The sequence below is a fragment of the Paracoccus aeridis genome, assembly GCF_004923205.2.
GTDB lineage: Bacteria > Pseudomonadota > Alphaproteobacteria > Rhodobacterales > Rhodobacteraceae > Paracoccus > Paracoccus aeridis.
The window spans coordinates 1-12756 of sequence record NZ_SELD02000018.1; the positions used below are offsets into that span (position 1 = coordinate 1).

Annotated in this window: 12 protein-coding genes and 1 pseudogene; 6 read left to right on the top strand and 7 right to left on the bottom strand. The window is 71.0% G+C overall.

Features of this window, described 5'->3' with window-relative positions:
- A pseudogene (locus tag ELI80_RS06685) lies at positions 1–1887 on the bottom strand (hypothetical protein); the annotation flags it as partial.
- Positions 1888–2080: 193 nt separating this feature from the next.
- Between ELI80_RS06685 and ELI80_RS06690 the strand changes: the two are divergent.
- The gene (locus ELI80_RS06690) at positions 2081–3043 is read left to right on the top strand and encodes an SIMPL domain-containing protein (protein ID WP_201740576.1); all 963 of its coding nucleotides are present in this window, start codon (positions 2081–2083) and stop codon (positions 3041–3043) included.
- Between the two features lie 63 nt (positions 3044–3106).
- Here the strand turns inward: ELI80_RS06690 and ELI80_RS06700 are convergent, their stop codons facing one another.
- On the bottom strand, positions 3107–4408 hold the full coding sequence (locus ELI80_RS06700; RefSeq protein ID WP_136650349.1) for an O-acetylhomoserine aminocarboxypropyltransferase/cysteine synthase family protein: 1302 nt from the start codon (positions 4406–4408) through the stop codon (positions 3107–3109).
- 225 nt (positions 4409–4633) lie between these two features.
- Between ELI80_RS06700 and ELI80_RS06705 the strand changes: the two genes are divergently transcribed.
- Genes ELI80_RS06705 through ELI80_RS06715 form a run of 3 tightly spaced genes read left to right on the top strand, consistent with a single transcriptional unit; the run spans position 4634 to position 8129 of the window.
- Entirely contained in the window at positions 4634–6454 is a 1821-nt protein-coding gene (locus ELI80_RS06705; protein WP_136650350.1) for a M3 family oligoendopeptidase, read from the top strand.
- Complete coding sequence (locus ELI80_RS06710; RefSeq protein WP_136650351.1) at positions 6451–6954, top strand: GNAT family N-acetyltransferase; 504 nt, start codon at positions 6451–6453, stop codon at positions 6952–6954. Before ELI80_RS06705 ends, ELI80_RS06710 begins: the two co-directional genes overlap by 4 nt.
- On the top strand, positions 6951–8129 hold the full coding sequence (locus tag ELI80_RS06715; RefSeq protein WP_136650352.1) for a dipeptidase: 1179 nt from the start codon (positions 6951–6953) through the stop codon (positions 8127–8129). The genes ELI80_RS06710 and ELI80_RS06715 overlap by 4 nt, the downstream gene beginning before the upstream one ends.
- Positions 8130–8245: 116 nt before the next feature.
- Here the strand turns inward: ELI80_RS06715 and ELI80_RS06720 are convergent, their stop codons facing one another.
- From ELI80_RS06720 to ELI80_RS06730, 3 genes are all read right to left on the bottom strand, one after another.
- Positions 8246–9310 carry a 5-(carboxyamino)imidazole ribonucleotide synthase gene (locus ELI80_RS06720; RefSeq protein ID WP_136650353.1) on the bottom strand — a complete coding sequence of 355 codons (1065 nt, stop codon included), beginning with the start codon at positions 9308–9310 and terminating at the stop codon, positions 8246–8248.
- On the bottom strand, positions 9303–9788 hold the full coding sequence (gene purE, locus ELI80_RS06725; protein ID WP_136650354.1) for a 5-(carboxyamino)imidazole ribonucleotide mutase: 486 nt from the start codon (positions 9786–9788) through the stop codon (positions 9303–9305). Before purE ends, ELI80_RS06720 begins: the two co-directional genes overlap by 8 nt.
- A gap of 88 nt (positions 9789–9876) precedes the next feature.
- Positions 9877–10095, bottom strand: a complete 219-nt coding sequence (locus ELI80_RS06730) for a YdcH family protein (protein WP_136650355.1) — start codon at positions 10093–10095, stop codon at positions 9877–9879.
- A gap of 191 nt (positions 10096–10286) precedes the next feature.
- Between ELI80_RS06730 and ELI80_RS06735 the strand changes: the two genes are divergently transcribed.
- Positions 10287–10697, top strand: coding sequence for an Hsp20 family protein (locus ELI80_RS06735; RefSeq protein ID WP_136650356.1), 411 nt, complete (start codon positions 10287–10289; stop codon positions 10695–10697).
- Between the two features lie 12 nt (positions 10698–10709).
- Positions 10710–10937 (top strand): DUF1150 family protein, encoded by a 228-nt coding sequence (locus ELI80_RS06740; protein WP_136650357.1) that lies wholly within the window; start codon positions 10710–10712, stop codon positions 10935–10937.
- Here ELI80_RS06740 and ELI80_RS06745 read toward each other — a convergent pair.
- Together ELI80_RS06745 and ELI80_RS06750 are read right to left on the bottom strand one after the other, a co-directional pair.
- Positions 10924–11877, bottom strand: coding sequence for a glycosyltransferase family 8 protein (locus ELI80_RS06745; RefSeq protein ID WP_136650358.1), 954 nt, complete (start codon positions 11875–11877; stop codon positions 10924–10926). The two genes, ELI80_RS06740 and ELI80_RS06745, sit on opposite strands and share 14 nt — an antisense overlap.
- On the bottom strand, positions 11874–12668 hold the full coding sequence (locus ELI80_RS06750) for a hypothetical protein (RefSeq protein ID WP_136650359.1): 795 nt from the start codon (positions 12666–12668) through the stop codon (positions 11874–11876). The genes ELI80_RS06745 and ELI80_RS06750 overlap by 4 nt, the downstream gene beginning before the upstream one ends.
- Between the last annotated feature and the right edge of the window lie 88 nt (positions 12669–12756).

Here is a 12756-nt window from a genome sequence, read left to right on the forward strand (position 1 = left end):
CGTGCCGTTCGCCTCGGCCACTGCGGCCTCGATGCCGGCAGTGTCGACGTCCGTGGCCGTGGCTGCGGCCGGTGGGTCGGCTTCGGCCGGTGCAGGGCCGGCGGACGCCGCGGGGGGATCGGCAGCCACCGGCGCGTCAGTCGGCGCGGAGGCCGGTTGCGCGGGTGCCGCAGCCGGCGCAGGCGCGGGTTCCGCCGGGGCCGCGGTCGTGGTGGCGGCAGGCGCCGGAGCCCCCGACGCGGCGGGTGCGGTCGTACTTGCGGTCGCGGGCGCCGTCGACACGGGGGCGGGAGCAGGAGCGGTAACCGCCGGCTGCGGCGCCGGCGTTTGCGGTGCGGCTGCCTCGGCAATCACCGGCGCAGATGCGGGCGCGGCGGCAGGCGGGGTGACGGGCGTCTCGACCGGAGCGGTGATCGCCGTAGCAGGCGCCGCGGTGGGCGCCGTGGCAGGTGCCGTCGTGGGCGCCGTCGCGATTGCCGTGCTGGACGCCGGTTCGGCGACCGCCGGCTCGTCCTCGACCGGCGCGGCGGTCGGTTCGACGTCGGGCGAGGCGACCTGCACCGGCGCGACGGACTCGGGCCGCTGGCCGCCGCTCGTGAAGCCCCAGATCAGCGCAAGGGCCACGATCAGCGCCCCCAGCATCAGCAGCAGGCTGCCGACGCCGCCGCGCTGTCCGGGCTTGCGCGGAGCCGCCACCAGGTCGCCCTCGGCGCGAAGGGCGCGCGCACGCTCGGCCCGGTCCAGCACGGCCTGCGCGCGCTCGTTCAGGGACTGGGCCGCGGGGGCCGCCGGGGCCGGTGGGGTCGTCACGACTGCAGGTGCCGCCTCAGCCTTCGGACCGGGGGTCGCCGCAGGAACGCTCTCAGGCGCCGGGTCCTGGGCGGGCGCGTCGGCGCGTTCGATCTTGTCGGTTCCGTCCGGGTGGCGCGAGGTCACATGCGCCCCGCCCATATCTGGCTGAGCGAGGCCGACCGTGGCCGCGACCGGACCGGACGCTGCGGGGGCAAGCACGTCCGCCACGGGCCTGGCGAAGGGCTTGGCGACGGGTTCGACCACAGGCTCGGCGCCCGCCTCGGGGGCGGGCTCAACCGGCGCAGCCGTCTGCCCGGCCGGTTCATCGCCCGGCACCGCCGCAGCCGCGACCGCCCCACTCTCCTCAGCCACCGGCTCGGCGGCGGCGTCTTTCGCGTCGCCCTTCGCCTCGCTGTCCTCTTCTCCGGCGTCCTGAGCCTTGGCGCCGTCCGCGCCTTCAACGTTCGCGCCGTCGGCCCGTGCGCCAACGGCCGCGTCGTCACCCTGCTTGTCCGCAGCATCGCCAGCGGCATCACCGCCGGCAGCAAGCTCGTCGCCCGGCAGCGTGTCGTCGTCGCTCAGCGGCGACTTCACATCCTCCGACGACATCGAGAAGCGCGGCGCGCCCGGATAGACGCCTGCCGGCGGGTTGGCCACGAAGCCGCCGGGCGCGAAGCCGTAGCGGCGGGCGAAATCCTCTGCCTCGCGAAGGGTCTGCCGAGCCACGGCGGCGACGCGCACCGCGTCGGCCCCGTCCGCGCGCCAGTCCCAGGCGAGTTCGTCCACGGCATAGGGCGTCAGCCCGTCCAGCGCCTCGCCGACCCTTGTCCCGTCGCGCACGCCGGCCGCCTCGACCGAGGTGTACAGGATCTGGTCGTCGGGGATCACCAGCGCCACGGGGGCCGAGTTGCCGTTCGCCTGCCGGGTGGCGTCGCGCAGCACGCCGATCTGCACGCGGAAGTCGTGCGCGTCGAACAGCGCCCGTCCCCTTTCCCGCCACGGAGCCGCGCTTTCGGGCGGAGCCGTGCGTTCCAGAAGATGCACGGCGTCATTGCTGAAGGACAGGGCGAACTGAGACGCTGCTTGCGTGGTCATGGCCGGTCTTTTCGTTCTTGGCCGCCCGTCGTTGGTCCGCGGTGCGATCCGTTTGCTGCTCTCTCAACACGTACCGCAGAACGGGTTTCGTGAAAAGCGAAACACCATATCGTGAGGACACCCGAACGTTTTTTTCCGCGTTGCCGGTTCATGCGACGCTGCGCCGTCCAATCAGCCATTCGAGGGGTCATCCATGTCGATCGAAGCGTCCGCCGCGAAACGCGTCTTGCGGTTCCGCACCGCCATTCCAGCCGCGGGGCTTCTGCCCACCATTGCGCTTTCCGCGATGATCCCCGCGACGGCCCTGGCCGCGCCCGCCTGCGGTCCGACCGCCACGCTGACCACGCAGGGCACGGGTGAGGCGCATGTCCAGCCCGACATGGCGACGGTCAGCGTGGGCGTGACGGTGCAGGCGCCGACCGCGCAGGCCGCGATGACCGACAACGCCGCCCGCCAGCAGGCCGTGATCGACGCGCTGCGGGCGCAGGGGGTCGAGCCGCGCGACATCCAGACCTCGGGGCTGAACCTGTCGCCGCTGCAGGACTATTCCCGCGAGGGGCAGCCACCCGTCATCACCGGCTACCAGGCGCAGAACATCGTCACCATCACGGTGCGCGACCTCGGCGGCCTTGGCGGCGTGCTCGACCGGCTGGTCGCGGCGGGCGCCAACGAGGTGCAGGGGATCAGCTTCGGCCGCGACGATTCACAGGCGACCGAGGACGAGGCGCTGCGCAAGGCGGTCGAGAACGCGCGCCACACCGCCGGGATCCTGGCCGAAGCCGCGGGGCTGGAACTGGGTGGCCTCGTCAGCCTGAACAACGGCGGCTACGTCAGCCCGCCGGCGCCGATGTACCGCATGGCCGCGCAGGAGAGCGCCGCCGCCGGCACGCCCATCCAAGCGGGAGAGCTGAGCTTCACCGCGAACGTGGGCGCGACCTTCGAACTGACGGGCGAAGGCGCGATGCAGGGCAGTTGCGGGATGGCGCCCCCGTCTCCGCCTGCCGCGTCCCCGCCCGCCCCGCCTCAACCCGCCCCGCCCCAGCCCGTGCCGCCCGGCCCGGCGCCGGAACCCGAGCCGCCCGTCCCGCCCGCCGCGCCGATGCCGGCCGACGGTCCGGCACCGGCAGGCGGCCCAGCCACCCCCGCGACCAACTGAACCGTCGGCGCGAACGACAAGGGGGCGCCGCAGCGGCGCCCCTTTCCACGCCGTGCCATCGCGTCAGCCAGCGGCGGCGAGCGCCTGCTGCAGGTCGGCGATGATGTCGGCGGGATCCTCGATCCCGATCGACAGGCGGACGAGGTCCGGGCCCGCGCCCGCCGCGACCTGCTGTTCCCCGGTCAGCTGCCGGTGCGTGGTGGACGCCGAATGGATCGCGAGCGACCGCGCATCTCCCAGGTTCGCGACGTGGCTGAACAGCTTCAGCGCGCCGATGAAGCGGACGCAGGCGCCGTAGCCGCCCTTCAGCTGCACCGTGAACAGCGCCCCCGCCCCCTTGGGATAAAGCCGCTCCACCCGCTCGCGCCACGGGCTGTCGGCAAGCCCCGCATAGCTCACCGCCGCGACCCGGTCGTGCCCGGCGAGGTATTCGGCCGCCTTCACCGCGTTCTCGACATGGCGGGGCATCCGCAGGGCGAGCGTCTCGATCCCCATCAGCGTGTAGTGGGCGGCCTGCGGGTTCAGGGTCATGCCCAGGTCGCGCAGGCCGATGGCGATGCCGTGGAAGGTGAAGGCGGCGGGGCCGAACGTCTCGTGGAACTTCAGCCCGTGATAGGCGGCCTCGGGCTGTGACAGCGAGGGGAACCTGTCCGACGCCGACCAGTCGAACCGTCCGCTGTCCACGACGACGCCGCCGGTGACGGTGCCGTTCCCGGTCAGGTATTTCGTCAGGCTGTGGACGACCAGCGTCGCGCCATGCTCGATCGGCCGGCACAGATAGGGGCTCGCCAGCGTGTTGTCGACGATCAGCGGGATGCCCGCCTCGTCCGCGATCCTCGCGATGGCCGGGATGTCGGTGACATAGCCGCCGGGGTTGGAGATCGACTCGACGAAGATCGCCCGCGTGTTCTCGTCGATCGCGGCGCGCACCGCGGCCTCGTCGTCGAGATCGACGAAGGTGGCGGACCAGCCGAAGCGGCGGATCGTCTGGCCGAACTGCGTGACCGTGCCGCCATAGAGCCGGGTCGAGGCCACGATGTTCAGCCCCGGCCCCATCAGCGGCAGCAGCGCAAGGATCTGGGCGGCGTGCCCCGACGAGCAGCAGACCGCCCCCGCGCCGCCTTCCAGCGCCGTGATCCGGTCCTGCAGCGCCGCGACGGTCGGGTTCGTCAGCCGCGAATAGATGAAACCGACTTCCTGCAGGTTGAACAGGCGCGCCGCGTGGTCGGCGTCGCGGAACTGGTAGGCGGTGGTCTGGTAGATCGGCACCTGCCGCGCGCCGGTGGCCGGGTCGGGCGCGGCGCCCGCATGGACGGCGAGCGTGTCGAAGCCCTGGCGGCGGTCGGGCGTGGTCGTGTCTGTCATGGGGAACCCTTTCAGTGGCGCTGGCCGGAAGGCTAGGCGGCGCCTTTGTGCCGCGCAATCGGTCGCGACGACGGGTGGTGCCGATGCGCCGGACGACGGGAAGATCGTCCACGTCACGCCGGGCTTCGGGAACGCCGTTCCCGCCGGTCCGGGCCGCCGCGCTTGAACCCGGTCCTGCAAAGGTCCAAGTGTTGCCCGCAAGATCCCAAAGACCAGGAGCAGCCGATGACCCGCCTTCCCGTCCGCGACGCCGAGAACGTCGGCGCCACCGATGCGACCCTGGGCAAGCTGCCGGACTGGGACCTGACGGACCTCTATCCCGCCCCCGACGCCCCCGAGATCGCCCGCGACCTGGCCGAGGTGGAAACCGCCTGCGCCCGCTTCGCCGCCGACTACGAAGGCAAGCTGGCCGAGCTGTCGCCCGCCGGGATGCTGGAGTGCATCGAGCGCTACGAGCGGATCGACCTGACCTCCGGCCGGCTCATGTCCTACGCGGGGCTGCGCTACTACCAGGACACGATGGACGCGGGCCGCGCCAAGGCGCTTGGCGACCTGCAGTCGAAGATCACCGACTTCACCACGCCGCTCGTGTTCTTCAGCCTCGAGTTCAACCGCATCCCCGACGAGACCTACGCGCGCGTCTTCACCGCGCCGGACGGTCCCGCCCGCTACAAGCCGGTGTTCGACCGGATGCGCGCGATGCGCCCCTACCAGCTGTCGGACGAGCTGGAACGGTTCCTCCACGACAACTCGGTCGTCGGCGCGGCGGCGTGGAACCGGCTGTTCGACGAGACCACGGCTGGCCTGACGTTCGAGGTGGACGGCGAGACGCTGGGGCTGGAGGCCACGCTGAATCTGCTGACCGACCACGACCGGGCCCGGCGCGAGGCGGGGGCGCGGGCGCTGGCGAAGGTGTTTGGCGAGAACGTGAAGCTGTTCGCCCGCGTCCACAACACGCTCGCCAAGGAAAAGGCGGTCGAGGACAAGTGGCGCAAGATGCCGACGCCGCAGACGGCGCGGCACCTGTCGAACCACGTCGAACCCGAAGTCGTGCAGGCGCTGCGCGACGCGGTCGTCGCGGCCTATCCGCGGCTCTCGCACCGCTACTACCGCCTGAAGGCGCGCTGGCTCGGGCTGGGCAAGCTGCAGGTCTGGGACCGCAACGCGCCGCTGCCGACGGAAACGCCGCGCATGATCGGCTGGGACGAGGCGCGGGCGACGGTGCTTGACGCCTATGCCGGGTTCGACCCGCAGCTCGCCCAGCTCGCCGAGCCGTTCTTCGACAAGGGCTGGATTGACGCGGGCGTGAAGCCCGGCAAGGCGCCGGGCGCCTTCGCGCACCCGACCGTGACGACCGCGCACCCCTATGTCATGCTGAACTACCTCGGCAAGCCGCGCGACGTGATGACGCTGGCGCACGAACTGGGCCACGGCGTCCACCAGCGGCTTGCGGCGGAACAGGGGGAACTGCTGTCCTCGACCCCGCTGACCCTGGCGGAGACCGCAAGCGTGTTCGGCGAGATGCTGACCTTCCGCGCGCTTCTGGCCAGGACCACCGACCCCGCCCAGCGCAAGGCGCTGCTCGCGGGCAAGGTCGAGGACATGATCAACACCGTCGTGCGCCAGATCGCGTTCTACGACTTCGAATGCCGCCTGCACGCCGCCCGCGCCGAGGGCGAGCTGACCCCCGACGACATCAACGCGATCTGGATGGAGGTCCAGATCGAAAGTTTGGGCGACGTGTTCGAGTTCATGCCGGGCTACGAGACGTTCTGGACCTACGTCCCGCACTTCGTCCATTCGCCCTTCTACGTCTACGCCTATGCATTCGGCGACGGGCTGGTGAACGCGCTCTACGCCGCCTACGAGGACCAGCCGCAGGGCTTCCAGGACAAGTATTTCGACATGCTCCGCGCGGGCGGGTCGAAGCACCATTCCGAACTCCTCGCGCCCTTCGGACTGAACGCGGCCGACCCGGCGTTCTGGAACAAGGGCCTGTCGATGATCGAGGGCTTCATCGACGAACTCGAGGCGCTGGAGGCGTGATCGCCTTCACCCGGCCCCCGGGCGGCACGGCCACTGCGGCGATAACGCTTGCGCCCTGCCCGCCCGCGCGGCTGGACCGGCTGGCGCATCTGCGCCAGCTTCCGGGCCAGTACGCCGCCGATGGGGCCGAGATGATCCGCGACGACGCGGCGGGCATCTCGTTCCACGAGATCCGGCGCGGGGACGAGATCGTGGGCTGCTTCAAGCTCGACCCGCTCTATCACGAACGCCACGACTTCGCGCGCGCCTTCAGCATCGGCCTGCGCGGCGTGCTGGTCGATGCAGGCTCGCAGGGGACCGGCATCGGCCGCAAGGCGATGGGAATGCTCGGGGGCTACGTCCGCGCACGCTTTCCCCGCGCGCGCGAGGTCGTGCTGACGGTCAACCACCTCAATCCCGGCGCGCGGGCGGTCTATCTCGCCGCGGGCTTCCGCGACGACGGCGAGGATTTCCTTGGCGGCGCGCGCGGGCCCCAGCGCATCATGAGGCTTGCGCTATGAGGCGGCTGCGACGGATCATCCTCTGGCTTCTGCTGCTCGTCGTCCTCGCGGGCGGGATGGTGCTGGCGTTCGGGCCCGGATACATCGCCGACACCCTGAACCCGGTGGATCGCAGCCGGGAATGGCCGGTGTCGGAAGAAGCCCGCGCGCTGCACCGGCGGCTCGTCATCGGCGACCTGCACGCCGACCCGCTGCTGTGGGACCGCGACCTGACCCGCGAGCGGTCCGAAGGCCATGTGGACCTGCCGCGGCTCGACCAAGGCAACATCGCGGTGCAGGTCTTCACGACGGTGACGAAAAGCCCGTCGGGGCAGAACTACGACACGAACAGCGCCCGGACCTCGGACAACATCACGCCGCTGGTGATCGGGCAGTTGCGCCCGGTCCAGTCGTGGTTCAGCCTGAAGGAACGCGCGCTGGACCAGGCCCACCGGCTGAACCGCATGGCCGAAGAGTATCCTGACAAGCTGCGGCTGATCCACAGCCGCGCCGATCTTGAAACGCTCCTCGCGGAACGCGCCGGCGGCAGCCGCGTCATCGGCGCGGTGCTTGGGATGGAGGGCGCGCACCCGCTGGAAGGCGACCTTGCCAACCTCACGGTGATGGAGGGCGCGGGCTTCCGGCTGATCGGCCTCACCCACTTCTTCGACAACGAGGCGGGGGGGTCGCTGCATGGCGAAAGCAACGCGGGGCTCACCGATTTCGGCCGCGCGCTGGTGCGCGAGATGGTGGACCGCCGGATCATCATCGACCTCGCCCACGCCTCGCCGCAGATGGTGCGCGACGTGCTGGCGATGCCCGGCACGCGGCCCATCGTCAGCCACACCGGCATCCGCAGCGTCTGCGACAACCACCGCAACCTTCCCGACGACCTGATGCGGCAGGTCGCGGCGAAGGGCGGCATCGTCGGCATCGGCTTCTGGGAGGAAGCGACCTGCGACGACTCGCCCGCCGGGATCGCGCGGTCGATCGTCGCCGCGGTCGAGTTGCTGGGCGAGGATGCCGTCGCGCTCGGGTCCGACTGGGACGGCTCGGTGCCGACCACCTTCGACGCGGCGGGGCTGCCCGCGCTGACGCAGGCGCTGGTCGACGAAGGCATGCCCGAGGAGCGGATCGCCAAGGTCATGGGCGGCAACATGATGCGCTACCTGTCCGAAACGCTGCCGCCGGGCTGAGGCGTGGCGTTGCCCCGGGCACCGACGCAGACGGGTTGCGCCGGGCAGCATCACGCCCGGCACGGCAAACTTCGCGGAACGTCGCCGCGAGCGTGGCCGCCGACGCCGCCGGCCGATCAGCCGTTCCGCAGGATCCGGTTGACGTGGCCCATCTTGCGGCCCGGCTTCACCTCGGCCTTGCCGTAGAGATGCACCTGCGTGTCGGGCGCGCGCAGCAGGTCCTGCAGGCGGTCCATGTCGTCGCCGATCAGGTTTTCCATGACCACGTCGGCGTGGCGCCGGCCGTCGCCCAAAGGCAGCCCCGCGACCGCGCGGATGTGCTGCTCGAACTGGTCCACCGCGCATCCGGCCTGCGTCCAGTGGCCGGAATTGTGGACGCGCGGCGCGATCTCGTTCACGACGAGACCCGCAGGCGTCACGAACAGCTCCACCCCCATCACCCCGACATAGTCCAGCGCCGAAACGATGCGCGAGGCGATCAGCACCGCATCCGGCACCAGCCGCGCGGGCAGGCCGCAGGGGACGGTCGTGCGGCGCAGGATGCCGCCCTCGTGGACGTTGAGGCCGGGATCGAAGGCCGCGACCGACCCGTCCAGCCCGCGCGCGACGATGACGCTGATCTCGGCGCTGAAATCGACGAAGCCTTCCAGCACCGAGGGCGCGTTCACCTGCGCCCAGGCGGCGGCGAGGTCGTCCCCGGCGGCAAGCCGGACCTGCCCCTTGCCGTCGTAGCCCAGCCGCCGCGTCTTGAGGATCGCGCGCCCCTGCCCCGCCATGGCGGCGGCGAGGTCGTCGGCGGAATCCACCGCGGCATAGCGCGCGGTGGTCAGGCCAAGGCCGGTGAGGAAATCCTTTTCGTCCACGCGGTCCTGGCTCACGGCCAGCGCGCGCCTGCCGGGACGGATCGGGACGATCGACTCGATCAGGTCCAGCGCGGCTGCGGGCACGTTCTCGAACTCGTATGTGACGACATCGACCGAACGGGCGAAGCCGCGGATCGCCGCCTCGTCGTCGTAGGTGGCGGTCGTCACGCGCGCGGCCACGTCGCCTGCGGGCGCGGGCCCCGGCTCGTAGACATGGCAGCGATAGCCGAGCCGGCTCGCCGCGACCGACAGCATCCGGCCCAGCTGGCCGCCGCCGAGGATGCCGATGACGGCGCCGGGCGCGAGCGGCTCAGTCATCCGACGGCTCCTCGGGGATGGAGGCGGACAGCGCCGCGCGCCAGTCGTCCAGCCGCCGCGCCAGCGCGGGGTCCGAAAGCGCGAGGATCCCCGCCGCCATCAGCCCGGCATTGGCCGCGCCCGCCGCCCCGATCGCCATCGTGGCGACCGGATAGCCCCTGGGCATCTGCACGATCGAATAAAGCGAATCCACCCCGGACAGCGCCCGGGTCTGGACCGGCACCCCGATCACCGGGACCCGCGTCTTGGACGCCATCATGCCCGGCAGGTGCGCGGCCCCGCCCGCCCCGGCGATGATGACCTGAAGTCCCCGGCCCGCGGCCTCGACCCCGTAGCTCCACAGCCGGTCGGGGGTACGGTGGGCGCTGACGATCCGGGTCTCGTAGGCGATGCCCAGCTCATCGAGGATCTGCGCCGCCTCGCGCATGGTGGGCCAGTCGGACTGGCTGCCCATGATGATCCCGACGGGTGCCGTCATGTCCTGCCCTTTCCGGCTGCAAGGGCGGCATATTAGCGCGCCTTCCGCCGCGCGCAATCCGGCCCGGCCACGTCGCGCGAGGCGCCGTTCAGGCGATGATGTCCGGCGTCAGCTCGTCTTCCAGCCGCGCGATCTGGTCCTTCAGCGCCAGCTTGCGCTTCTTCATCCGGCCCAGCGTCATCGGGCACACCACCCCGTCAGAAGCCAGCTGCCCGATCGCCTCGTCGAGTTCGCGGTGCTGACGCTTCAGTCCGTTCAGCCGGGTGCGGGCGATCTCGTCGTGCGACATCTCGTAATGCGCGTTCATGGGGCGATCCGCTGTTCCTGCTGGGCTGGTCGATGAAGGCCGGGCGTGCCCCATCCTACATGCCCGCGCCCGATTTCGTGAAGCAAATCTTGCGCTTCTTGCGATCCGCGGTCGCCGATCCCATATCGGTCGAGCCGGGTCGCCGCATCAGGGGCCCGTCGCGATGAAGTCGCTGTGCGAGGGCTTGTCCGATGTCGAAAACGGGTCTTGGGGCTCACCCCTATCTGCTGGGGTTCGACCAGCTGGAACGGCTGGCCGAGCGTGCCTCGAAGGGAGCCGAGGGGTACCCGCCCTACAACATCGAGCATGTCGCCCCGGACGGGTTCCGAATCACGCTCGCCGTCGCGGGCTTCGCCGAGGCGGACCTGTCGATCACCGTCGAGGACCGCCAGCTGGTGATCCGCGGCCGCCAGGTCGAGACGTCCGATGAGCGGATCTACCTGCATCGCGGCATCGCCTCGCGCGCCTTCCAGCGCAGCTTCGTGCTGGCGGAAGGGATCGAGGTCGAGGCTGCCGCGTTGGAGAACGGGCTCCTTCATATCGACCTGCGCCGGCTCAGGCCGGACACCATCGTCAAGACCATACCGATCAGCCGCCAGTGAAAGGGGATCGAAATGAACATGAAGCATGATTTTCCGGCGATGGCCGAGGGCAACATCGTCTATGTCCGCCGGGTCGACCTGACCGAACTGCCTGACGAAGTGCGCCAGCAGGTGCCCGACCTCGATTCGCTCTACGCCGTCCACGGCGTCGATGGCGAACGGCTGGCGCTGGTCCGCGATCGCAACCTCGCCTTCGTGCTGGCCCGCCAGAACGAGCTGGAGCCGGTCAGCGTCCACTGACCGCGCGGGCGCGCTGCCCGGCCAGGTAGGGCCGCACGAACCTGCGTTCCATCAATGCCGCGACCGCCAGCCGGTCGCGGTATTTTCTTCTTCCCGTCAGCAGACCCATCGCGATGCGTCGATCGCGGTTCAGGGCCGACAGGCGGCTTTTCAGCGACACCGGCGGCAGCGGCGGCATGAAGGCCGCGATGCGGTCCGCGTGGAACTGCCAGATCCCGCCCATCTTCGCGCGCGCCCGCCAGGGCTTCTGGTTGACGACGTAGTGCGCGACCACCATCCGCTGCGGCAGGGACGCAGGCGTCCACGCGGCGGGGTCGGTGAAGACGTTGAACTCTGCCGGAAGGGGCAGGATGCGGTCGCGGCAGGCGATGTTCACGGCGGACTGGTCCTCGGCCCGTAGCGGGCGCGCGGGATCGGACAGCAGCGCGATGCACTGCCCGGCCACGCCCTCGCGCCGCCAGACGGGCAGGTTCATGACCAGGAGCCCCGCGTTGACGTAGCCCCCCAACCCCGTGCCGGTGGCGGCCAGTTCGCGCGCGTCGGGGCTGGGGTCCGGCACGGCGGCGACCGGGTGGTTGCCCAGGTCGAGCGCCGCCAGCGGCTGCAGCGACCCGGTCACGGCCATGTCGCAGTCCATGTAGACGACGCGATGCTCGGCCGGCATCAGGTCGGGGATCAGAAGGCGCAGGAAGGTGCTGCGGGTCAGGTGCGCGCGCACGACCGGCAGGGCGGCGAGCCGGGTCTCGTCGATGACGATGCGCGCAACCCGCAGGCCGAGCGCGGCCCCCAGCGCGTCGATCCTGCCCCGGTTCGCGTCCGAGATCCCCATGTCCAGCACGGTGAAGCGCGCGCCCGGGTTGTGCCACGCGGCCGACGCGATCAGCACCAGAACGCCGGGGGCATAGTTGTCGTCCGCACCGGTCACGATGTGCAGCGTCATCGCCTGCGGCGCCCCTCGCCTTCCCACGCGCGGCGCAGCCAGTCCACGTTCCCGATCCGGCGGTACCAGCGCCCGCCCTTGCCCGCCAGCACGTCGGCCATCTTGGGACTGCCCGCGAACAGGACGATGCGCGCGCCCTTCGGACAGCGCGGATTCCTCAGGTAGCTGCCGATCCCGCGGCCGACGCAATGGTTCTTGAAGCTGACGCACCAGCCGCGCGGCCAGTAGGTCAGCGCGCCCTGCCTGTCCAGGATGTCGCTGACCATCTGCTGTTCGTGCTCGTAGGACGCGGCGGCGGCTGCCGGGTCTTCCAGGTAGGTCTCCAGCACCTCCGGGTGGCTGCCGAGGCGGAAGCGGAAGACCGAGGTATTGCCGACCATGCGGAGAAAGCGGTCGCGCCTGCGCCGGATGCGCCTGAGCCGCTTGGGCCGGAACAGGTCGTCGTCGCGGATGATGCAGACGTCGCCCGGCTGGTGGAAGAACGGGTCGAGCGGCCCGACGATCACGAGGTCGAGGTCCAGGAACAGCGCCGTCCCTTCAAGCCCGCCGAGGTCGCGCCGGAACAGCGCGAGCTTCTGCCAGCGGGTGTCGCCACTGCCCGGCGGCAGGCCGAGGTCGGGCAGCGGCAGCGCCTCGATCCCCGGATGCAGGCCGGACGGATCGTCGGTGAAGCAGATGAAGCGATGCGGGCGCGCGAGGTGCCGGCGCACGCCGCGCGCAAGGTTGTTCACGTCGCGGGCGCCGTAGAGCGTGCCCCACTTCATGCACAGGATCAGGACCGGGTCTGTCATCGACGGGCATCCGGGGGCGGCGCGGCCCCGTTGAACGAAAGCGTCCCCCGGTGTGTCCGGGGGACGCTTGTCTTGTCAACGGGCAGGG